This window comes from Aeromonas sp. FL131 (assembly GCF_049860615.1).
GTDB lineage: Bacteria > Pseudomonadota > Gammaproteobacteria > Enterobacterales > Aeromonadaceae > Aeromonas > Aeromonas hydrophila.
The window spans coordinates 3,063,300-3,082,859 of record NZ_CP187595.1; the positions used below are offsets into that span (position 1 = coordinate 3,063,300).

General features: G+C 61.1%; 21 protein-coding genes. 3 read left to right on the forward strand and 18 right to left on the reverse strand.

Annotated features, from left to right (window positions below):
• Window positions 1-14: 14 nt before the first annotated feature.
• From ACPW75_RS14135 to ACPW75_RS14170, 8 genes are all read right to left on the reverse strand, one after another.
• Window positions 15-842, reverse strand: a complete 828-nt coding sequence (locus ACPW75_RS14135) for an MFS transporter (RefSeq protein WP_004099046.1) — start codon at window positions 840-842, stop codon at window positions 15-17.
• Window positions 843-1,277: 435 nt separating this feature from the next.
• Complete coding sequence (locus ACPW75_RS14140) at window positions 1,278-1,790, reverse strand: DM13 domain-containing protein (protein ID WP_004357637.1); 513 nt, start codon at window positions 1,788-1,790, stop codon at window positions 1,278-1,280.
• A 3-nt stretch (window positions 1,791-1,793) separates the two neighbouring features.
• Window positions 1,794-2,264: a TlpA family protein disulfide reductase gene (locus tag ACPW75_RS14145; protein WP_011191345.1), complete on the reverse strand. Its 471-nt coding sequence runs from the start codon at window positions 2,262-2,264 to the stop codon at window positions 1,794-1,796.
• Window positions 2,265-2,415: 151 nt separating this feature from the next.
• Complete coding sequence (locus ACPW75_RS14150) at window positions 2,416-2,706, reverse strand: DUF1330 domain-containing protein (protein WP_011191344.1); 291 nt, start codon at window positions 2,704-2,706, stop codon at window positions 2,416-2,418.
• A 62-nt stretch (window positions 2,707-2,768) separates the two neighbouring features.
• Window positions 2,769-3,200, reverse strand: coding sequence for a GlcG/HbpS family heme-binding protein (locus ACPW75_RS14155; protein ID WP_004357630.1), 432 nt, complete (start codon window positions 3,198-3,200; stop codon window positions 2,769-2,771).
• A 73-nt stretch (window positions 3,201-3,273) separates the two neighbouring features.
• The gene (locus tag ACPW75_RS14160; RefSeq protein WP_011191343.1) at window positions 3,274-4,284 is read right to left on the reverse strand and encodes a zinc-binding alcohol dehydrogenase family protein; all 1,011 of its coding nucleotides are present in this window, start codon (window positions 4,282-4,284) and stop codon (window positions 3,274-3,276) included.
• A gap of 609 nt (window positions 4,285-4,893) precedes the next feature.
• Window positions 4,894-6,162: an IS4-like element ISApu1 family transposase gene (locus ACPW75_RS14165; RefSeq protein WP_011191342.1), complete on the reverse strand. Its 1,269-nt coding sequence runs from the start codon at window positions 6,160-6,162 to the stop codon at window positions 4,894-4,896.
• Between the two features lie 317 nt (window positions 6,163-6,479).
• Window positions 6,480-6,851, reverse strand: coding sequence for a hypothetical protein (locus tag ACPW75_RS14170; RefSeq protein ID WP_004099020.1), 372 nt, complete (start codon window positions 6,849-6,851; stop codon window positions 6,480-6,482).
• Window positions 6,852-7,007: 156 nt separating this feature from the next.
• On the opposite strand from ACPW75_RS14170, the gene ACPW75_RS14175 reads away from it, so the two are divergent.
• Window positions 7,008-8,282 (forward strand): IS4-like element ISApu2 family transposase, encoded by a 1,275-nt coding sequence (locus tag ACPW75_RS14175; protein WP_323061033.1) that lies wholly within the window; start codon window positions 7,008-7,010, stop codon window positions 8,280-8,282.
• Here ACPW75_RS14175 and ACPW75_RS14180 read toward each other — a convergent pair.
• The 9 genes from ACPW75_RS14180 to merT all read right to left on the reverse strand — a co-directional run bounded on the left by ACPW75_RS14180 (window position 8,263) and on the right by merT (window position 16,345).
• Window positions 8,263-11,190 carry a Tn3-like element TnAs1 family transposase gene (locus tag ACPW75_RS14180; protein WP_060415506.1) on the reverse strand — a complete coding sequence of 976 codons (2,928 nt, stop codon included), beginning with the start codon at window positions 11,188-11,190 and terminating at the stop codon, window positions 8,263-8,265. The genes ACPW75_RS14175 and ACPW75_RS14180 overlap by 20 nt on opposite strands.
• A gap of 3 nt (window positions 11,191-11,193) precedes the next feature.
• On the reverse strand, window positions 11,194-11,754 hold the full coding sequence (locus ACPW75_RS14185) for a recombinase family protein (protein ID WP_001161490.1): 561 nt from the start codon (window positions 11,752-11,754) through the stop codon (window positions 11,194-11,196).
• Between the two features lie 175 nt (window positions 11,755-11,929).
• On the reverse strand, window positions 11,930-12,919 hold the full coding sequence (locus ACPW75_RS14190; protein ID WP_024552207.1) for a DUF3330 domain-containing protein: 990 nt from the start codon (window positions 12,917-12,919) through the stop codon (window positions 11,930-11,932).
• Window positions 12,916-13,152, reverse strand: a complete 237-nt coding sequence (gene merE, locus ACPW75_RS14195; RefSeq protein ID WP_021138754.1) for a broad-spectrum mercury transporter MerE — start codon at window positions 13,150-13,152, stop codon at window positions 12,916-12,918. Before merE ends, ACPW75_RS14190 begins: the two co-directional genes overlap by 4 nt.
• Complete coding sequence (merD, locus tag ACPW75_RS14200; RefSeq protein ID WP_021138753.1) at window positions 13,149-13,514, reverse strand: mercury resistance co-regulator MerD; 366 nt, start codon at window positions 13,512-13,514, stop codon at window positions 13,149-13,151. Before merD ends, merE begins: the two co-directional genes overlap by 4 nt.
• Window positions 13,515-13,531: 17 nt before the next feature.
• Window positions 13,532-15,217, reverse strand: coding sequence for a mercury(II) reductase (gene merA, locus ACPW75_RS14205; protein ID WP_021138752.1), 1,686 nt, complete (start codon window positions 15,215-15,217; stop codon window positions 13,532-13,534).
• A 39-nt stretch (window positions 15,218-15,256) separates the two neighbouring features.
• Window positions 15,257-15,679, reverse strand: a complete 423-nt coding sequence (gene merC, locus ACPW75_RS14210; RefSeq protein WP_004636756.1) for an organomercurial transporter MerC — start codon at window positions 15,677-15,679, stop codon at window positions 15,257-15,259.
• A 27-nt stretch (window positions 15,680-15,706) separates the two neighbouring features.
• Window positions 15,707-15,982, reverse strand: coding sequence for a mercury resistance system periplasmic binding protein MerP (gene merP, locus ACPW75_RS14215; RefSeq protein WP_021138751.1), 276 nt, complete (start codon window positions 15,980-15,982; stop codon window positions 15,707-15,709).
• A gap of 12 nt (window positions 15,983-15,994) precedes the next feature.
• Window positions 15,995-16,345, reverse strand: coding sequence for a mercuric ion transporter MerT (gene merT, locus ACPW75_RS14220; protein WP_021138750.1), 351 nt, complete (start codon window positions 16,343-16,345; stop codon window positions 15,995-15,997).
• Between the two features lie 71 nt (window positions 16,346-16,416).
• On the opposite strand from merT, the gene merR reads away from it, so the two are divergent.
• Window positions 16,417-16,851: an Hg(II)-responsive transcriptional regulator gene (gene merR / locus ACPW75_RS14225; RefSeq protein ID WP_021138749.1), complete on the forward strand. Its 435-nt coding sequence runs from the start codon at window positions 16,417-16,419 to the stop codon at window positions 16,849-16,851.
• Between the two features lie 845 nt (window positions 16,852-17,696).
• Here merR and ACPW75_RS14230 read toward each other — a convergent pair.
• Window positions 17,697-18,818 carry a replication protein RepA gene (locus tag ACPW75_RS14230; RefSeq protein WP_256821945.1) on the reverse strand — a complete coding sequence of 374 codons (1,122 nt, stop codon included), beginning with the start codon at window positions 18,816-18,818 and terminating at the stop codon, window positions 17,697-17,699.
• 112 nt (window positions 18,819-18,930) lie between these two features.
• Here ACPW75_RS14230 and ACPW75_RS14235 point away from each other — a divergent pair, with 112 nt between their 5' ends.
• A complete protein-coding gene (locus tag ACPW75_RS14235) occupies window positions 18,931-19,518 on the forward strand; it encodes a tyrosine-type recombinase/integrase (protein WP_256821948.1) in 588 nt (195 codons plus the stop codon).
• Window positions 19,519-19,560: the final 42 nt, after the last annotated feature.

The window sequence follows — 19,560 nt, forward strand, 5'->3', positions numbered from 1 at the left end:
GGCGCCGTGCCGCGCTAATCCCGCACGCCCTGCGCCCGCTTCTCCATGCATATCATCGTATCGAGAGATCCGGTTATCATCGGCGTGCTCGGAGAACGGGGGGCCGCCTTGGCCTGGTTGGCGCGCCTCGGCTGCCTGCGGGCGATGGCCAGCACTGCCAGGAGCGTGAGCAACGCCGCCGCATAAAGGAACAGGCCGCCAGGGCCGACGATATTCATTGCAGCTGCTCCTATTAGGGGGCCAGCGGCTGTCCCGATCCCGTTGAGCAACAGAAGCCCGCGCGCGGTGCCGAGTAGCCGACCGGCCGGAAGATCGTCGTTTGCGACGGCGAGACACAACGAATAAATCGGGATGCCAAAGCCGCCGAACAGCGCACCTGCCGCAAGGAGCAGCGGCAGAGGCGCTTCCACCGCCAACGCTACGCCGATGGCAGACGCTGCGGACGCCAGCGCCGCACCGGCGATGACAAGATTCCGGGGCACTCGATCCGAAAGCCAACCGAGTGGCCAATGGAAGGCGAGCGTTCCACCAAGAACCGCAGCCATGAAGGCGGAGATACCGCCCACATCGAGGCCGATGCTCTGGGCGAAGTTCGCGCCCATGCCCCAGAAACCACCGATAGCCAGGCCGGCCAGGAAAGCGCCAGCCGCAGCGAGAGGTGATACGAGGACGAGGTCCCTGAACGCGACCCATTCCTGTTCCACCTGGGCCGGCGGATGACTGGGCAGCAAGGTGATCGGAACCACCGCCGCTGATATCAGCAGCGACACGATGAGGAACAATGTCACGTCGGCGGGCGGTGCGATGTTGAGTAACGCCTGCCCGATTGCCCATGAGCCCATAGAGACAACTCCGAATATCGACAGGAGCTGCCCGCGTGTGGATGGCAATGCGTGGGCGTTGGTTGAGCCAACTCTCCGTTGCGAGGATCATGCCCGCGTAGGCGAAGCCGGTAATCAGGCGAAGCGGCATCCAGGCGATCGGCTCCACGAACGCCACATGGAGAAGGGCGGTCATCGAGGCAATGGCCGCGAAGCCGGCGAAGGTTCTGACATGTCCCACGGAGACGATGATCGGTGGCAACACGAGCGCGCCGATCGTGAAACCCGCGAAATAGAAGGACATCATCGCGCTGATCGCGCCGGTCGAGAACCCCTTATGGCCGGCTCTCACGATCAGGAGCGTGCTCAGCAGGCCATTGCCCAGCAGCAGAGCGGCGACGCTCAGCAGCAGCGCCGCCACCGGCGCGAGAACGAGGCCGCGCTTGCCCGCCGACCTCATGGTATCCATCGCCGGGCTCGTTCTCGGGCCTGACTTGAGGGTTGATACTCTGCCGCACTGATGAACTGGTCGAATGCTTCGCACCAGATGACGACCGTGTTGTAGTCACGGACATCGATGCCGGCAGGCACCTCGACGATGAAGCCGTTGAACGTCTTCACATCGCCCACGCGGACTGATCTGTCCTTGATTAGGAGAAAGGCCTCCTTCGTGTCGACGAAACGTGGTGCGAGGTAGAGCTTGTAGTCGGGACCAGGGGCGAGGCGCCCGATATGGGCGATACGGTCGCGCGAGACCCGGATCTCGCCTTCCCCCCAGTGAAGCAGGTCGCTGCCTTTGAGATCGCGGGCCAGACGCCCTGCGTAGAGCGTCTCGGCTGAGATGGTCCGCAAGGCCGCCGCGTCCGGGGCCTGGGGGGCGGTCAGGATCGGCAGCGTGTAGACACCGCCCGCGAAGCCCATGGCGAGCATCGCGAGATGGGTGGCAATCAGGATGACCCAGCGCCGCATCGGTTACACCAGCTCCAGTCCCTTCACGAGCTGATCGGCGTCGAGATGGAAGTCCGAGAATACGATGCGGCCGCCAGCGTCCATCACGGAGAACCAGGGCGTTCCCCGCGTGCGGTAGTCCTCCATGAAGGTGGGAAGCGTCGCGCCGGCAGGTGGCTCGTCCTGACCGAACGCGACAGGAAGCGCATACTTGAGCTGGTTCACGCGCAGCTTCTCGAAGGTGTTCTCATCCGCTCCTTCGAAGACGGTCTGGATCACCGCGAAGCCCACGCCCTTGGCGCTCAATGCACCATGCAACCTTTGTAGCGTCGGAAATCCATGCAAATGGCAGCCACGGCACCAGTGCTGGAAGGCGAAGAGGACTTTCGGGCCGGTGCCGAGATCCGACAGCTTGAGCGGCGCGATGCTTTCTCCATCCGCGCCAATCCATCTCTGCACCCGCAGCTCGGGGGCTTGTCGTTCGTCGACGCTCATCTGATCCTCCAATTCCGATGCAGAAGTCCGATGAGTGGTCGCGTGTGGCGATGGCACGCGAACCTCACCGCCTTGATCCCCTACAGGTTGTAGGATGCGAGTTCGCCGACCGATACCTCGTGGCCAGCCCCGCCGTTCTTCCGTCGGTGTGTCACCGCCGCCCCTCAATGACAAAGGCGCGATAGCGGGAACCGGCAAAACGGTGCGCAGCGATGGTTTGGTAGGCGGGGCTATGATACCAATCACGGGCGGCCTGCATCGTCGGGAACCGCAAAATTACGGCCCCTTCGACGGGCGGCCCCTCCAAATGCTCCATCGCGCCATAAGCGGCGAGAAAGGTTACGTCGTGGCCATCGAACGATGGGCCGACGCCTGCAGAATAGGTTGCGAGTTCTTCCGGATCGGTGGTTTCTTCGCGGGTGAAGACGACGAACGCTTCCATCTTAAAGTCTTTCATAAGGTCGCATCTGCAGGCCACCGCCGCTGGCGATGGCCTTAAAGTCGTCAGGCTGGCAGCTCGAACCCGATTTTCGTGAGTGCCTCGACGCACGCATCCTGATCCTGCTGATAGTTGCCTCCGGAGATGCCGATCCCGCCGATCAACTTCCCGTCTTCCAGGATCGGATAGCCTCCGCCGACAGCGACCATCCGGGGGCGATAGGCCAGCGGCGCCACTTTTGGATCGTTCGAAACATAGTCGTTCCAGACATGGGTGGGGTACCCAAACGAGGCGGAACTCCAAGCCTTGTCGATGGCAACATCGACGGTGAGAAACGGCGCGTCATCAGTGCGCTCGAACGCGCGCAGGTTACCGGTGGCGTCGACGACGGCGACCGCAGCCGGGATGCCGATTGTACGTGCCGCGGCGATCGCCGCGTCGATGAGGGCGACGGCGGTTTCGCGGTTGATCGAGGCGGTGGCAATGGATTTCGTCATGAAATTTCCTTCGCCGTGGCGTAATCCGTCCGGCGTTCTTGAGGTTAGAAAAGACGTTCGGCGGTGGCAGTCATCAGAAGCCTTCGAGGACAATCTTGCCTCTTGCCGCGCCACTTTCGATCAGTGCGTGCACCGTCTTCAGATTGGCGGCATTAATTGGCGACAATTTTTCGGTTAGCGTCGTGCGAATTTTGCCGTCGTCCACCAGCACCGCCAGCGAATTGAGGATCTTGCCCTGCTCATCCATGTCGGGCGTGCCGTAGAGCGACCGTGTGAACATCAGCTCGTGGTGGATCGACACTGCCTTGCGCTTGAACAGCATGACGTCGAGCGCCTTGGGATCGTCGATGAATCCGAACCGTCCTTGCGGGGCGATCAGTTCGGCGATGTCGGATGCATGCTGCTCGGTATGCGTGGTCGAGAACACGAAAGCGGGAGCGCCGATGTTGAGCTCGGCAATCTGTGGCGCGAGCGGCCGAGAGTGGTCGATGACATGATGAGCCCCAAGCCCTTTAACCCACTCCTGGGTTTCCGGCCGAGAGGCGGTGGAGATGACGATGAGATCCGTGCGCTGTCGAGCGATCTGGATGGCGATCGACCCGACCCCACCCGCACCACCGATGATGAGGATCGCCGCCGCCCCGGGAACGGGCTTCGTCACGTCCAGGCGATCGAACATGGCTTCCCAGGCCGTCAACGTCGTGAGTGGCAGCGCCGCCGCTTCCGCCCAGTCGAGCGACGCGGGTTTACGACCGACGATCCGGGCGTCGACGAGATGGAACTCCGCATTGGTGCCAGGCCTTATGAGCGATCCGGCATAATAGACCTCGTCGCCTACCGCGAACTGCGTCACGTCGGGGCCGACCTCTTGCACGATCCCGGCCGCATCCCATCCCAGCACTTTCCAATCGCCATCAGCGGGCGGCGTGCTGCTGCGGATTTTGTAGTCGACCGGGTTGACCGAGACAGCCTTCACCTCAACCAGGATATCGCCTCCTTCAGCGACAGGCCGAGGCAGATCAATGTCGACCAGAGAGGCGTCCTCGGCGATGGGTCCCGGAACCTTGTAACCAACGGCTTTCATCGGTGTCTCCAGCTTGCTGTATCCTGAAGTCTTATCGATCAGATCGAAATTTCTTCCGAAATATACTCAGGATTTAAAGATTTCGCGTGTCAGACTATGAAGGTATGCGCGCAACATATCCAATAGCGGTACGACATAGTTTCCATACCTCGGAGCCGGATTCAGAAGTTTATCGAAAATAGCGGTTTATTGCTGTTCGGCGGGTGAGCATCCGGATGGAGGCGATAAGCGCCCAAGCGGTTGAGGAGTCGACCTCTCAGCGGTCGCGTTGGCAGGGGCGATCTCGCCCGCCGGTCTCACACCAACGTTGGCAAGCGACGGCGTCCGCTCGAAATCCGCTGACGGGGATACGCCTGCAATGCCGATTCGAAGCTATCGAAACTATAGCTACAGGGTATTGGGAAATCATACTGGACTGACGCTATAGTCTTCACGCATAACCACGACTCAAAATGGTCCAACACTTTTCTCTACGCTAATAGGGGAGCCCGCAGAATTCGGAAAAAATCGTACGCTAAGGTTTTCCGGGCATCCGTAAGGGCCGAAACTTCCCGTCTTCCAGTCTGCGGCTCTGCCGCCAGACGTAATCGCCGGTTCATGTACAGGACCTTAAGCGGCGAGTCCATTTAAAACGCCTTCCAAGGTCCTGTTCTGTATCGACTTTCTCTGCTTGGTTCGGCAGGCGTTCTTGGCCAAATAATCGGCAGCCCATTCCAATCTTTCCCTTATTTCTGTCAGCGCCCTATGGGCCACTGCTTCCAATAGCGGTAGCCACCACGTCGCACTGTTCTTCGACGCTTTCAGCATCGATAGCGCCCCACTCATCACACTCTGCGCGACCCGTCTCTTCATCACCAGCGACAGCAGGCTCGTCCACACCAACCCCTCGGCAATCGCTTTCTCGCCCGTCACAAACCCCTTGAGCCGGTTGTGCGATTTCCACTCTTTAAATAACAACTCCACCTGCCAACGGCAGCGATACAGGCTCATCACCTGCTCTGCTGACCATGCTGCTCGCGGTAGGTTCGTCATCCACAGACAGAACCGCTTTTCCTCAGCAAACCAGCGCCGGATCAACCGGTACTCGACCTGGCCGGACTTCACCACCATATCCAGTACCTCGGCCCGACAGCGTCGCCGTCCGGCCTCTCTCAGAGATAGTCCCGCCAGCTTGGGTACTTCCCGTCCATCACCGCGCCAGGCTTGGATTATCTTGGGGTTCAGGCTTTTCGTGCCGCGCACCAGATAAAATCCGCCAGCGTCGTTCACCTGCTCAAACCAAGCCCTGTCAATGTAACCTGCGTCAGCCAGCAGCAGGCAGTTGGTCAGCGTGTGGGCTTCAGGCAGAAATTGCCGTTCCCCTGCGGTATCGGCAGACACACTCATGCACAACGGGCTCTGCTCCGACAGTGACATGGTCATATGGCACTCGATAGCTGCCGGACTGATGGTCTTGAACCGGCCGGGAAAATCAGCAGCAAGGCGCCGATGCACCGCAAAGGAGGTGCCATCGTGCAGTAACACCTGCTTGAACGCGCCGAGGGAGGCTGCTTTGAGTTGATGGTCGATACGCAAGGCGATGGCCCGCTCGACCAGGGCTTTCATAAACAGGGCAAAGCTCTCTTTGCGCAGCTGATTGTGAAACGGTTTGTAAGAAACCTGATGGGTGTTTACCAGTTGCAAGGCATTGAAATGGCGGTGTAAACCGGCAATGTCATTGACCTGGTCGCCTCCCATGGCCCGCAGCAGTGCAGGTACGAGCATGGCTGGGGTAATGGCACGCTGACGCAGACAAAACTTGCAGAGCCGAGCAATGCGCTCGAGTGCGGCGGGAGCCAAGAGTTGCTCCAGATAGTAATTAGCGTTGATAATAGTCATAGGCTTCGCGCGTGTTGATTTTGTTTGGCGATAAAATCAGATCACAAACGAAGCCTTTTTTATATCTATTTCAATTGGTTGCCGCTAAAGATCCTGTACATGAGTGAGGGTTATGGTGGCTATATGCTGGATATTGCTATTCAGATGACAGCCATATGGGGAAGATTACAGGCGCCTGAAATAACAGCAGAGTATGGAGTGACTACCACGGCTGGAGGTTGGCACGGGCTGATCCCCTCTCCCTTTGGGAGAGGGTTAGGGTGAGGGGAGCTGGCTGACCGGGTGTAGCAACCAGGCGGCATTACACCGCTGAATCTTCAGTTATTGAAATTCCACGCGATCGGCAGTTCGACGTCGAAGATAAGTGCATCCCCGTCGAGGCGAAAGGCCAGGCTGGTCTGGTGCTGGTCGTATTCGTTGATAATCAGGCAGCTCTCGGCGAAGTTGGACTCGTAGTTGATATGGGCCACTCCTTCACGGCCGTCAGCGAGTTCGATGCTGAGCACCCGCAGCGGGTTCTCCTGACTGAGGTTGACCCGGGTGTCCCCCACGTCCACCAGCCGTTCCAGCAGAGGGAAGAAATCTTGTCTGTGGGTCGTTATGGCCTGGGTGATGGCCTGCTCCAGCTCAGCCTGGGTGGCGAAGGGGCCGCCGAGTGGGTAGCGGGTCTGGATCCTTTCCTGAGTCATTGCGTTTCCTCCTGAACTGAGATGTGGCAACAGTTTGGCCGCTGCAGTGACCTGTCATGTACAGGATCTTTAGCTACAACCAATTGAAATAGATAGAAAAAAGGCTTCGTTTGTGATCTGATTTAATCGCAAAAAAAAACCGACACGCCCGAAGCCATGACTATTATCAATGCAACCCAGTACCTCAAGCAACTTCTTAGCTCTTCTGAACTCAACCGGATCGGTAAATTTACCGGTTTTTGTCAGCGACTCCGGGATATCCAGCCTGCGAGACTACTCCCGGCTCTGCTCTCAGGGCTTGGTTGCGACAAGGTGGATGGTATTGCTGGTTTGCATCGCCATTTCAATGCGTTGCAGCTCCATGATACTGACCAAATAGCGTATAAACCCTTTCACAACCAGTTACGCAAGCAGGGTTTTCCCTTGTTCATGCGCGCACTGGTTGAACGAGCCATCGCCTTACGCCTCAAGGAGTGTCTACCGGACGCCCACGGACTGGCAGGCTTTGAGCAGGTACTGCTGCAGGACGGGTCGTCATTCGCGTTACATCCGCAATTGGCAGAACATTTCCCGGGCCGATTCAATAAGCACAGCCCCGCTGCGGTAGAGTGTCATATGACCATGTCCTTGCTGGACCAGTCGCCGATATCGATGAGTATCACGGCGGATACCGAATCGGAGCGCAAGCATCTTCCGGCCGCAAATTCGTTAAATAACAAACTGTTATTGGCGGATGCCGGTTACATCAGCCGCGAGTACTTTGCTGATGTGACCAAAGCCAAAGGAAGCTATCTGGTCAGAGGGAGTCAAAATCTCAATCCCAAAGTACAGGCAGCTTACCGACAGGACGGCAGGGAAATGCCCAAGTTACTCGGAAAAAAGCTCAAGGATATCGATCGGAGAAGCTGCAGAGCCGAGGTTCTGGATCTGGATGTGAGTTCGGGAAAGTATAAATATCGACTCATAAGACGTTGGTTTGCAGAGGAAAAACGGTTCTGTATATGGATGACCAATCTTCCGCGTGAGCGATGGCCAGCCGAGAAGGTGATGGCATTGTATCGTTGCTGTTGGCAGATCGAACTGTTGTTCAAAGAGCTGAAATCACATAACCGGTTGAAGGCGTTCGCGACACGACAAAAAGCGATAGCGGAAGGCTTGATCTGGGCTAGTTTGCTGGCCTTGCTGGTCAAACGTCGGCTGGCGCTGACGCTGATTGGCAGCGCGGAGTTATCGATGCTGAAGATTGCCAAAAACAGCGCGCTTTGGTTAATGCCGATATTGGCGAGCATCATCCATGGTGCGTGGCAGGAAATAACAGAGAAGTTGGAGTGGGCAATGGTGTATTTATCCAAAAACGGCAAAAAGAGTAGGCAGAGAAAATCCAAGCAAAACAACACGTTAGACGGTATTATTAATTCGCTTGCCGCTTAAGGTTCTGTACATGATCGCCGGTTAGGTTGATGTGCTCCCAGCCCAGCGGCGACAGGAATTGCAGCAGCTCGCCGTCCACCGGCTTGCCGGCCTCGACCAACCCCTGGGTGGCGCGTTCCAGGTACACCGTGTTCCACAGCACGATAGCCGCCGTCACCAGGTTGAGGCCGCTGGCCCGGTAGCGCTGCTGCTCGAAGCTCCGATCCCTGATTTCCCCAAGGCGGTTGAAGAACACCGCCCTGGCCAGCGAGTTGCGCGCCTCACCTTTGTTCAGGCCGGCATGCACGCGGCGGCGCAGTTCAACACTTTGCAGCCAGTCCAGGATGAACAGCGTGCGCTCGATCCGGCCCAGCTCGCGCAGGGCCACGGCCAGTCCGTTCTGGCGCGGGTAGCTGCCGAGCTTGCGCAGCATCAGCGAGGCGGTGACGGTGCCCTGCTTGATCGAGCTGGCCAGGCGCAGGATGTCGTCCCAGTGGGCACGCACGTGCTTGATGTTCAGGGTGCCGCCGATCAGCGGGCGCAACGTCGGGTAGGCTTGCACGCCCTGCGGCACGTACAGCTTGGTTTCGCCGAGGTCGCGGATGCGCGGCGCGAAGCGGAAGCCTAGCAGGTGCATCAGGGCAAAGACGTGATCGGTGAAGCCGGCCGTGTCGGTGTAGTGCTCCTCGATCCGCAGGTCGGACTCGTGGTACAGCAGGCCGTCGAGCACATAGGTGGAATCGCGGACGCCGACATTCACCACGCGGGTGCTGAACGGCGCGTACTGGTCGGAGATATGGGTATAGAACAGCCGTCCCGGCTCGCTACCGTACTTCGGGTTGACGTGCCCGGTGCTCTCGCCCCGGCCACCCGCGCGGAAGCGCTGGCCATCGGAGGATGAGGTCGTGCCGTCGCCCCAGTGGGCGGCAAAGGCGTGGCGATACTGGTGGTTGACCAGCTCGGCCAAGGCCGCCGAATAGGTTTCGTCGCGGATGTGCCAGGCTTGCAGCCAGGACAGCTTGGCGTAGGTCAGGCCGGGGCTCGACTCGGCCATCTTGGTCAGCCCGAGGTTGATCGCATCACCGAGGATTGCGGACAGCAGCAACGTCCTGTCTTTGGCCTCGGCCCCGTCCTTCAAGTGGGTGAAGTGGCGGCTGAAGCCCGTCCAGTCGTCCACGTCCATCAGCAGTTCGGTGATCTTGATGCGCGGCAGTAACTGGCTGGTTTGGTCGATCAGCGCCTGCGCCCGATCCGGCACCGCCGCATCCAGCGGGGTGATTTTCAGCCCTGACTCGGTGAGGATGGCATCGGGCAGCTCGTTGTCCTTGGCCAGGCGGGTGACGGTGGCCAACTGCTCGTCCAGCAGCTGCAAACGCTCTTCCAGGTACTGGTCGCTGTTCGGGTTGATCGCCAGGGGCAGGGCCTGCTCGCGCTTGAGTGCGGCGAACTTCTCGGCCGGCAGCAGGTAGTCGTCGAAGTCGCGGAACTGCCGCGAGCCCTTGACCCAGATGTCGCCGGAGCGCAGGGCGTTCTTCAGCTCGGACAGGGCGCAGATTTCGTAGAATTTCCGGTCGAGGCCTTCCGGGGTGATCACCAGCGGCTTCCAGCGCGGCTTGATGAAGGCCGTGGGTGCATCGGCCGGCACCTTGCGCAGGTTGTCGGCGTTCATCTCACGCAGGGTCTGCACGGCTGCCAGCACGCCTTGCGCGGCCGGCGCGGCGCGCAGTTCCAGCACCTCCAGCAAGGCCGGCGTGTAACGGCGCAGGGTGGCGAAGTTCTCGCCGACCAGGTGCAGGTGGTCGAAGCCTTCCGGCCGGGCCAGCAGCTCGGCCTCGCTGACGCTCTCGGTGAACTCGTCCCAGGGAATCACCGCCTCGATGGCGGCATAGGGGTCGCTGCCGCTTTCCTTCGCTTCCAGCAGCGCCTGGCCGATCCTGGAGTACAGGCGCACCTTGTCGTTGATCGCCTTGCCCTGCTTCTGGAACTGCTGCTGATGCTTGTGCTTCGCGCCGCTGAACAGCTTGACCAGGATGCGGTCATGCAGATCGACCAGCTCATCGATCACGGTCGCGGTGCTCTCCAGCACCACGGCGGCCAGGGTCGCGTAGCGGCGCTGCGGCTCGAACTTACCGAGGTCTTTGGGCGTCATCTGCCCACCCTCGCGGGCCAGCTTGAGCAGGCGGTTCTGGTGGATGTGCCGGCCCAGGCCTTCGGGCAAGTCCACCAACTGAAATGTCTTCAGCCGCTCGATGTGTTCCAGCATGTGCCGAGAGTTGGGTTTCAGCGGTGCCTGGCGCAGCCAGGTCAACCAGGTGATGCTGCTGCCGGCCTTGAGCTTCAACAGCTCGTCCAGCTTGGCCCGATGCGAGTCCGTGAGTGGTTCGACCAGGGCGCGGTAGACCCGCCGATTGGCTCGCGCAATGGCTTCCGAGCAGGCCCGGTCAATCACGCTCAGCGCCGGCAGGATGCGTCGTTTCTGCCGTAGGCTCTCCAGGGCCTGACCGGCCAGCAGCAAGCCTTTGTCGGTCTGCTGGGCCAGCTCGGTTAGCTCGCGCACCAGGGCGCGGAAGTCGGACAGGCCGAACGGGGCCAGTTGCAGGTAGGTGCGCAGTTCCTGGGCATGCTCGCGACGGGTCACGTCGCGCTCGCCGTACTTTGCCCAGCTCGCCGGCTCGGCCTGGACTTGCTTCGCCACCCACAGGATGACCGGCTCGGGCAGCTCGCTGTCGGTTCCCAGCGCGTAACCGGGGTAGCGCAGCAGGCAGAGCTGCACGGCGAAGCCGAGGCGGTTGGCGTCGCCGCGTCGCTGGCGGATCAGCGACAGGTCGGAGTCGTTGAAGGTGTAGTAGCGGATCAGGTCATCCTGGCTTTCCGGCAGCGCAAGCAGGGTGTCCCGCTCCGTGGCCGAGAGGATCAAGCGACGCGGCATGTGTCAGTCGTCCGTGCGGAGGTACTGGTAGAGGGTTTCCCGGCTGATGTTGAACTCGCGGGCAAGCTGCGCCTTGGGCTCGCCGGCCGTCGCTCGCTGCCGCAGGGTAGCAGCCTGCTCATCGGACAGGGCTTTCTTGCGGCCCCGGTACGCGCCACGCTGCTTGGCCAAGGCGATGCCCTCACGCTGCCGCTCGCGGATCAGGGCGCGCTCGAACTCAGCGAAGGCCCCCATCACCGACAGCATCAGGTTGGCCATCGGCGAGTCCTCGCCAGTGAACACCAGGCCCTCCTTCAGGAACTCGATGCGCACGCCGCGCTGAGTCAGCTTCTGTACCAAGCGACGCAGGTCATCGAGGTTGCGGGCCAGCCGATCCATGCTGTGCACCACCACTGTATCGCCTTCGCGGACGAAGCTCAGCAGCGCTTCGAGCTGGGGGCGCTGGGTGTCCTTGCCCGATGCCTTGTCGGTGAACACCTTGCTCACCTGGGTTTGTTCCAGCTGGCGTTCCGGGTTCTGGTCAAAGCTGCTGACCCGGACGTAGCCGATGCGGTGCCCCTGCACGATGTCTCCTTGGTTGAAGGCGGCTTAAGTGCACTTTCTGTTCCGTTGTGCCTCAAAGCCCATTTCTGTCAGGCTGAAATCTATAACCTTCGCGGGCATGTGTCAAAAAATGGGAAAGCAGACTCTATTCTGACGAAGCGGCGCGGCCCTGCCTGACATCAAGTTAGGGTATGCCTCAATCTGACGGCGGCGAACCGCAAGCGTTCAGTTCGGCGCTCGTTTCGGTCGCGTTGCTTGCCCGCGCCTGGAAGCGTTGATAACACTCCAGCCCGCAGAAGCGCTCGACGTACTCCGCACCTTCCGGTGTGAAGGCGGCGTCGAGCGGGATTTCCTTGCAGCACACGCAGCAACTGGTGGCAGTCGGATCATTTGCATTCATGGTGGCACCCCTCCATTGACTGACAAAGGCGGCGAATGCCGCCGCCGGCACTGGCTTGGCGAACAGGAAGCCTTGCCCCGTATCGCACTCCGCTTGCCGCAACAGCGCGAGACTGGTCGGCGTTTCCACGCCCTCGGCCACCACGTCCATTCCCAGCCCGTGCGCAAGCTGAATCACGGTGTGCACGATGGTCCGGTCGCGGTGGTCGTCGGCGAGTCCGGCGACGAAGGACTGGTCGATCTTGAGCTTAGTAATCGGGCAGCACTTCAGGTGTTGCAGACAGGAATACCCCGTCCCGAAGTCATCGGCAGCGAAGCGCACACCGATCTGTCGCAAGGCTTCCAGGGCTGGGAAGATCGCCGGATTGCCGAACGCGACCGATTCGGTCAGCTCAATTTCCAGATACTCGGCAGGCAACTCGGCGTCAGCCAGCACGCCCTTTACCCACCCGTCGAAATCCGGTCCTACCTGGCTCGCCGAAACATTGACGGCGAGCCGGAACGGTTGCCATGCCAGCATCCGCCATTCGCGCATCTGGCGGCAGGCGGTGCCCAGCACCCAAGCGCCGATTTCAGGCATCAAGCCGGACGATTCGACCACGGGCAGGAACTGGCCCGGCGGCAAAAGTCCGAGCTGCGGATGACGCCAGCGCAACAGGGCTTCCGCACCGACAATCTGGTCACTGCGCAAATCGACAATCGGCTGGTAGTGCAGCTCAAACTGCCCGCGCACAACCGCCTGCGCCAATTCGGTCGCCGTCCATCTGGCGGGCAGTGATGTGCTCACGATCTTTCCTTGAAGACCCGCAACAGCCGCGTCACGGACAGGACAAACAAGCCGGTCAGCGTGATGGCTGCAATACCCCAATGCTCCCCGATGAACGCGCCGGCCGTCGTCCCCGCGAGCACCACAGCGAGAATCGGCAAATGGCAGGGACAGGTGAGCACGGCCAACGCGCCCCACAGGTAGCCGGTGAACGGCTTGTGTGTCTCGGTCGGCAAGCGCTCGGGGCTGTTCATGGCAGACTCTCCGCATGCTGTACCAGCTCGGTCGGCATGGTGGCCAACTGCACCTCCAGATCGGCCAATGCTTCGCGCCGACGTTCGACGAACTGGCGCAGCACGGCAAGCTGCGCGGCCGCTTCGTCGCCGTCCGCGGTATCCAACGCCCGGCACAGCCGCGCCAGCGCGTCGAGACCGATACCCGCTTCGAAAGCAGCCCGCACGAAGCACAGCCGTTGCAAGGCCGCATCGTCGAACAGGCCGTAGCCGCCAGGGGTGCACGCCACCGGCCGCAGCAGTCCGCGCAGCAGGTAGTCGCGCACGATGTGCACGCTCACCCCGGCATTAAGGGCCAGCCGGGACACCGTGTAGGCGTTCATCGAACACCTCCTTTTTCTCACCCGGCGCAGCAGGAAAGCTGCTTCACATCCTTGTTAAAGGTCTGCGCCGCGAGCTTCAGTCCCTCGACCATCGTCAGATAGGGGAACAACTGGTCGGCCAGTTCCTGCACGGTCATCCGGTTACGGATGGCGAGTACCGCCGTCTGGATCAGTTCGCCGGCTTCCGGCGCGACCGCCTGTACGCCGATGAGCCGTCCACTACCTTCCTCGATGACCAGCTTGATGAAGCCGCGTGTGTCGAAGTTGGCGAGCGCACGCGGCACGTTGTCCAAGGTCAAGGTGCGACTGTCGGTCTCGATCCCGTCGTGCTGGGCCTCTGCCTCGCTGTAGCCCACGGTGGCGACTTGCGGATCGGTGAACACCACGGCAGGCATGGCGGCAAGGTTAAGCGCCGCGTCACCGCCCGTCATGTTGATCGCCGCACGGGTGCCGGCCGCTGCCGCCACATAGACGAACTGAGGCTGGTCGGTGCAGTCGCCGGCCGCGTAGATGTCCGGCGTGCTGGTCCGCATGCCGACGTCGATGACGATAGCGCCTTGCAGGTTGAGCGCGACGCCTGCCGCGTCCAGCGCCAGGCTGCGCGTGTTGGGCGAGCGACCGGTGGCGACCAGCAGTTTGTCGGCACGCAGCTCGCCGTGCGCCGTGGTGAGCACGAATTCGCCGCCCTCGTGCGCGACCTGGCTGGCCTGGGTGTGCTCCAGCACCTCGATCCCTTCGGCGCGGAACGCCGCCGTGATTGCCTCGCCGATGGCCGGGTCTTCTCGGAAGAACAAGGTGCTGCGCGCCAGGATCGTGACCTGGCTGCCCAGCCGGGCAAAAGCTTGCGCCAGTTCCAGCGCCACCACCGATGAGCCGATCACCGCCAACCGCTCGGGAATGGTGTCGCTGACCAGCGCTTCGGTGGAAGTCCAGTAGGGTGTGTCTTTCAGGCCGGGGATCGGCGGCACGGCCGGACTCGCGCCGGTGGCGATCAGGCAACGGTCGAAAGTCACCACACGCTCGCCGCCGCCATTGAGCTGCACGGTCAGGCTGTGGCCGTCCTTGAAACGGGCTTCGCCGTGCAGCACGGAGATGGCGGGATTGTCATCCAGGATGCCTTCGTATTTGGCGTGGCGCAGTTCATCGACGCGCGCCTGCTGCTGGGCCAGCAGCCGCTCGCGCAAGATCGTCGGCGGTGTGGGCGGCATGCCGCCATCGAACGGGCTTTCTCGACGCAAGTGGGCGATGTGAGCAGCGCGGATCATGATCTTGGACGGCACGCAGCCGATATTGACGCAGGTGCCGCCAATAGTGCCGCGCTCGATCAGGGTGACGTGCGCGCCTTGCTCGACGGCCTTCAGCGCCGCCGCCATCGCCGCGCCGCCGCTGCCGATAACGGCAATATGCAATCCGCCACCATCATCACCAGCCTTGTCGCCGCTACCTAGCCATTCGCGCATCTTGACGAGCAAGCCGCCGCCCACCGGAGGCACGAGCGCGTCGGCGAGCGTGGCCCGATAACCGAGTCCGGCCACGGCGGCAGTCAACGCGTCCGGCGATGTGCCGGTCTCGACGGCGAGCTTGGCGCTGCCCTTGGTATATGAGACATTCGCCGACTGCACGCCTGGCACTTTCTCCAGGGCTTCCTTGACATGCACTGCGCACGAGTCGCAAGTCATGCCGGTGATTTTGAGGGTGGTCATTCATCGTTCCTTTTCTGTGTTGGCCGCTGGCTCACGCCGTCAGCCGTGTTTTGCTGGGAGTTCGCAGCCATCCGGCCCGCAGCGGCGATTTGCCGGTGAAACCAAGTCCCAGATCGACACGCCGATCATCAGGGCCAGGCCGGTGTATACGAGGCGCGCTGTCCACCAGTTGCCAAGCAACCAGACGGTTCCGGCGAACACGATGGCTGGCCCGATCATGCCGAGCAGGCTGCGGTGCCATTGCCGATGACTGAGCCAGCCCAGTGCATTCGCCAGCAAAGCGACGACGGCGAACAGCGGCAGCAGCGTGAAAATGAACAAGCCTTCGTATTCCTGTAGAAAGCCCAGCCCGATGGCCGCGCCCAAGCTGGCGATGGCCGGAAAACAGGCGGCGCAGCCCATCGCGGAAACCACACTGCCAAGCGCGCCGGCCTTGTCGGCAATGCGTGTGATCAGTCCCATGATCGCCCCAGGGTCGGGTTCAGTGGCTCACTGCTTGACGCTGGAGGGATAGCCCGCGTCCCCGGTTGCCTTGGTCAGCTTCTGCACACTGGTCTTGGCATCATCGAAGGTGACCACCGCTTCGCGGGTCTCGAAGGTCACGGCAACTTTACTGACGCCATCGACCTTGGAAATCGCCTTCTTGACGGTGATCGGACAGGCCGAGCACGTCATGCCCGGTACGGACAGCGTGACGGTCTGGGTAGCGGCCCACACGGGGGCAACAACGGCGGCGAGGGCGAGGGAGGCAAACAGTTTCTTCATGGTGAACTCCGATCAGTAGAAAAATGGCATGACATAGGGAAATCCGAGCGCGACCAGAACCAGTACGGCCACGACCCAGAAAATGAGCTTGTAGGTCGCTCGCACTTGGGGAATCGCGCAGACCTCACCCGGCCTACAGGCTTGCGCAGGGCGGTAGATGCGCCGCCAGGCGAAGAACAACGCCACCAGCGCTGCGCCGATGAAAATCGGGCGATACGGCTCCAGCACGGTCAGGTTGCCGATCCAAGCCCCGCTGAAGCCCAAGGCGATCAGAACCAGCGGCCCGAGGCAGCAAGCGGAGGCGAGGATGGCGGCCAGCCCGCCGGCGAAGAGCGCGCCGCGCCCAGTTTGTGGTTCAGACATGCGCTTGTCCTTTTGGATTTAAATTGGATAGCGTAACCTTACTTCCGTACTCATGTACGGAGTCAAGCGATATGGAAAACAATTTAGAGAACCTGACCATTGGCGTTTTTGCCAAGGCGGCCGGCGTCAATGTGGAAACGATCCGCTTCTATCAGCGTAAGGGCTTGCTGCCGGAACCGGATAAGCCTTACGGCAGCATTCGCCGCTATGGCGCGGCGGATGTGACGCGAGTGCGATTCGTGAAATCGGCCCAGCGGCTGGGCTTCAGCCTGGATGAAATAGCCGATCTGCTGCGGCTCGACGACGGCACCCACTGCGAGGAAGCCAGCAGCCTGGCCGAGCACAAGCTTCAGAACGTGCGCGAAAAGATGGCCGACCTGGCGCGCATGGAAACCGTGCTGTCTGAACTGGTGTGCGCCTGCCATGCGCGGAAGGGGAATGTTTCCTGCCCGCTGATCGCGTCGCTACAGGGCGGAACAAGCCTGGCAGGGTCGGCTATGCCTTAGCGTGCTTTATTTTCCGTTTTCTGAGACGACCCCTACTTGCTGACGCCTCGCTGCGCTCGTTGTCGGCCAGCCGACAAGGCTGGGAAGGCTGCGCCACCCCCACCTTGACGACCGGCTCTGCTAGAAAACAGCCGGAGCGGCTCACGGCGCGTTTTTGTTGCAGGCAGTAGGTCAGCACGGCTCCCGCTGAGAAAACGCCATATCGGGCGACTCGGGGCGCTTCTGGTGAGATTCCAGCGGAGGGGCAGGGTCAAGGGGTTGGTGCGGCCCGCAGCCCGAAGGGCGAGGACACGGCCCCTTGACGCTGAACCGCAGCGGACAGCCTGTGTGAGTGGGGGCAGGGACTAAGGGCGCAGCCCGCCACCCCTGCTCCCCGAGCCTCACGGCGGCGAGTGGCCCCCGGCAGGGCCGCCGGAGGCACATTGAAAACAGCCGACGCCAAGTAGCCCCTGTCATTCTTTGAATGACGAGTAGCCGTAAGGAGGCCGGTGGGTAACGGCTTGCCGTTATCCACGGGCGGACGCGCAGCGACCGGAGGGAGCGAAGGATTGCCCACAGCCGAAGAGCGGCGGCTACTAGGTTTTATAAATACTAGAAAAGCCTAAAAGCAGAACTACTAGGGGCGGTCTCTCCATTTTGCTGAATCCCCGTCCCAGTGGGGTTTACAGGCGATTTCGCACGTCGGTCTTGACTAGCGATGTCACGTAAAACGGCTAGTGATGTCACGTGCCAATGACTAGCGATGTCACGTGGACAACTTGCAGGAAAGCCGCCAAAGCCAGTTCTGGCAAGGGTTTTCAGCCTTGCTAGTGATGTCACGTGGACAACCTGGAGAACTCACAGGCTTATACCTTCTTCTTGGTCGCCGTGATGTGCAGACGAGCAGGGGTGAGGATCAGGTGCTCTTTCGTTTCCTCGATGTGGTTCCGAGCATCGGGATAGAACAGCAGGGCTTCATTTAACCGGAGCCGGAAATTCGTCTTGAAGTTGGCCAGCCCCTTGGGAGTATTCGCATAGCCAGAGCCGAACTGCATCATCAATCCAGCCCACGGCACCTGAGCAAGCCGCTTGCCGCCCTTGATTGTCGCCACGTTCAGACTGAACATGCGGTAGACCAGCCATGTGTAGATATCCATCGCCAGAGGCGACTTCTTGAGTGCTTGCAGTGCCTCCATCCTGATCGGCACCGGAGCATGGGTCTGGCTCTCGAAGAAATCGGTGCTCAAGGTGATTGAGCTGTCCCATAGTCCGGGCTGCTCAGTATCGCGGGTGTTCCAGAAGAGGAACGCCCGCTTGGCGATCAGGATGTTTTCGATGCCCAGCGCATCTCCGTCCGCGCCGCTGACGGAGATCAGCGAGCGGACTAGCCGCAAGCTCTGGTCACGCACTCGGGCGATGTACCGGCCATCGTTGTGCAGATCGAGTTTTTGCAGGAATTCCGCCTGTGAGCGCCCCAGCGATAGCTCTGGACTGCCAGTGCGGACGGCTTCTGTACACATCCACGCCAGCAGCAGGCGCGGCAGCCCGCCATAGGGCACGCCATACTTGGGGTTGGCTGTGATGGAAAGGGTCAGCTTGCCAGTGCCTCGCTCAAAATAGTTGCTCTTGGGGTCTGTGTGGGGGAGCGTGGCCTGCGCCAGAAAGTGCGCGATGTAGCCTGTCGCACCTGCGCTGCGGGCCTGCTCGATCTCCATCTCCACGGCTTCGTCGATCAGGTGGCGCACCCGTGGAGTCAATGCATGGGCGGCGTCGTGCTGCTCCGCCTGCTTTATCACCTCGGCGGCTTTCTGCCTGATCCGCTCCAGCGGATCGCGCTTGGGCGTGGCTTCTGCCACGCCAGCGTCCAGCAAGCTGCCCAAGCTGCGCATCGTCGAATCCTGACCCTTGGCCTGCGGGATCGCGGCGATCAGGGATAGACAGCGTTGTTGCTGGCGGCGCGGGCGGCAGCGGCCTTTTGTTCGAGCCACGCGTCAATCTCGTGCTCAAGCCAGCCGACGACACGCTTGTTGATCTGATACCGATCCGGTATGGCCTGTCCGGAAGGCACTACCTGCCAACAAGACGCAGCATAAAACCGCACTGACTACTACGCAGATCGGCAAGCTGCTCAATGACTTCGACAACCACCGCTGCGGCTATCAGGTCAATTTCTGCATACAGTTGATGTGGTGGACACTGGCACGACCGAGCGAGGCGGCAGAGGCGGAATGGACCGAATTCGATCTCGACGCAGCGCTTTGGACGATCCCAGCCCGGCGTATGAAAGCCCGCCGCGAGCATGTGGTTCCACTACCGGCCCAGGCTGTGCAAATGCTGCACCGCCTACATGCTATCAGCGGCGACAGAATCCACCTGTTTCCCGGCAGGGATGACCGAAACAAGCCAATGTCGGTACACTCGATCCGACAGGCGCTCAAAGTGCTGGGCTGGAGCGGCACCTACAGCCCGCATGGCACCAGAACCACGGGCAGCACTCGCTTAAATGAAATGGGCTATCGCCCCGATGCCATAGAGGCGCAACTTGCCCATGCAGAACCCAACTCGGTACGCCGCACGTACAACCATGCCACCTACCTAGAAGAGCGGCGAGATATGATGCAAGCGTGGGCGGACAAACTCGAACTCTGGAAGCGGGAGAGCGCAGGTGAAGTCAGTCGAGCACAGTGAGTACCTGCCCGACACAGAGGCAGGGCGCTCATTATTCAACCT

Bases quoted from the DNA above. Each gene is read 5' to 3' on its own strand.
- ACPW75_RS14135 (WP_004099046.1), bottom strand. From the start codon at position 842: ATGGGCTCATGGGCAATCGGGCAGGCGTTACTCAACATCGCACCGCCC.
- ACPW75_RS14140 (WP_004357637.1), bottom strand. From the start codon at position 1,790: ATGCGGCGCTGGGTCATCCTGATTGCCACCCATCTCGCGATGCTCGCC.
- ACPW75_RS14145 (WP_011191345.1), bottom strand. From the start codon at position 2,264: ATGAGCGTCGACGAACGACAAGCCCCCGAGCTGCGGGTGCAGAGATGG.
- ACPW75_RS14150 (WP_011191344.1), bottom strand. From the start codon at position 2,706: ATGGAAGCGTTCGTCGTCTTCACCCGCGAAGAAACCACCGATCCGGAA.
- ACPW75_RS14155 (WP_004357630.1), bottom strand. From the start codon at position 3,200: ATGACGAAATCCATTGCCACCGCCTCGATCAACCGCGAAACCGCCGTC.
- ACPW75_RS14160 (WP_011191343.1), bottom strand. From the start codon at position 4,284: ATGAAAGCCGTTGGTTACAAGGTTCCGGGACCCATCGCCGAGGACGCC.
- ACPW75_RS14165 (WP_011191342.1), bottom strand. From the start codon at position 6,162: ATGACTATTATCAACGCTAATTACTATCTGGAGCAACTCTTGGCTCCC.
- ACPW75_RS14170 (WP_004099020.1), bottom strand. From the start codon at position 6,851: ATGACTCAGGAAAGGATCCAGACCCGCTACCCACTCGGCGGCCCCTTC.
- ACPW75_RS14175 (WP_323061033.1), top strand. From the start codon at position 7,008: ATGACTATTATCAATGCAACCCAGTACCTCAAGCAACTTCTTAGCTCT.
- ACPW75_RS14180 (WP_060415506.1), bottom strand. From the start codon at position 11,190: ATGCCGCGTCGCTTGATCCTCTCGGCCACGGAGCGGGACACCCTGCTT.
- merE (WP_021138754.1), bottom strand. From the start codon at position 13,152: ATGAACAGCCCCGAGCGCTTGCCGACCGAGACACACAAGCCGTTCACC.
- merD (WP_021138753.1), bottom strand. From the start codon at position 13,514: ATGAACGCCTACACGGTGTCCCGGCTGGCCCTTAATGCCGGGGTGAGC.
- merA (WP_021138752.1), bottom strand. From the start codon at position 15,217: ATGACCACCCTCAAAATCACCGGCATGACTTGCGACTCGTGCGCAGTG.
- merC (WP_004636756.1), bottom strand. From the start codon at position 15,679: ATGGGACTGATCACACGCATTGCCGACAAGGCCGGCGCGCTTGGCAGT.
- merP (WP_021138751.1), bottom strand. From the start codon at position 15,982: ATGAAGAAACTGTTTGCCTCCCTCGCCCTCGCCGCCGTTGTTGCCCCC.
- merT (WP_021138750.1), bottom strand. From the start codon at position 16,345: ATGTCTGAACCACAAACTGGGCGCGGCGCGCTCTTCGCCGGCGGGCTG.
- merR (WP_021138749.1), top strand. From the start codon at position 16,417: ATGGAAAACAATTTAGAGAACCTGACCATTGGCGTTTTTGCCAAGGCG.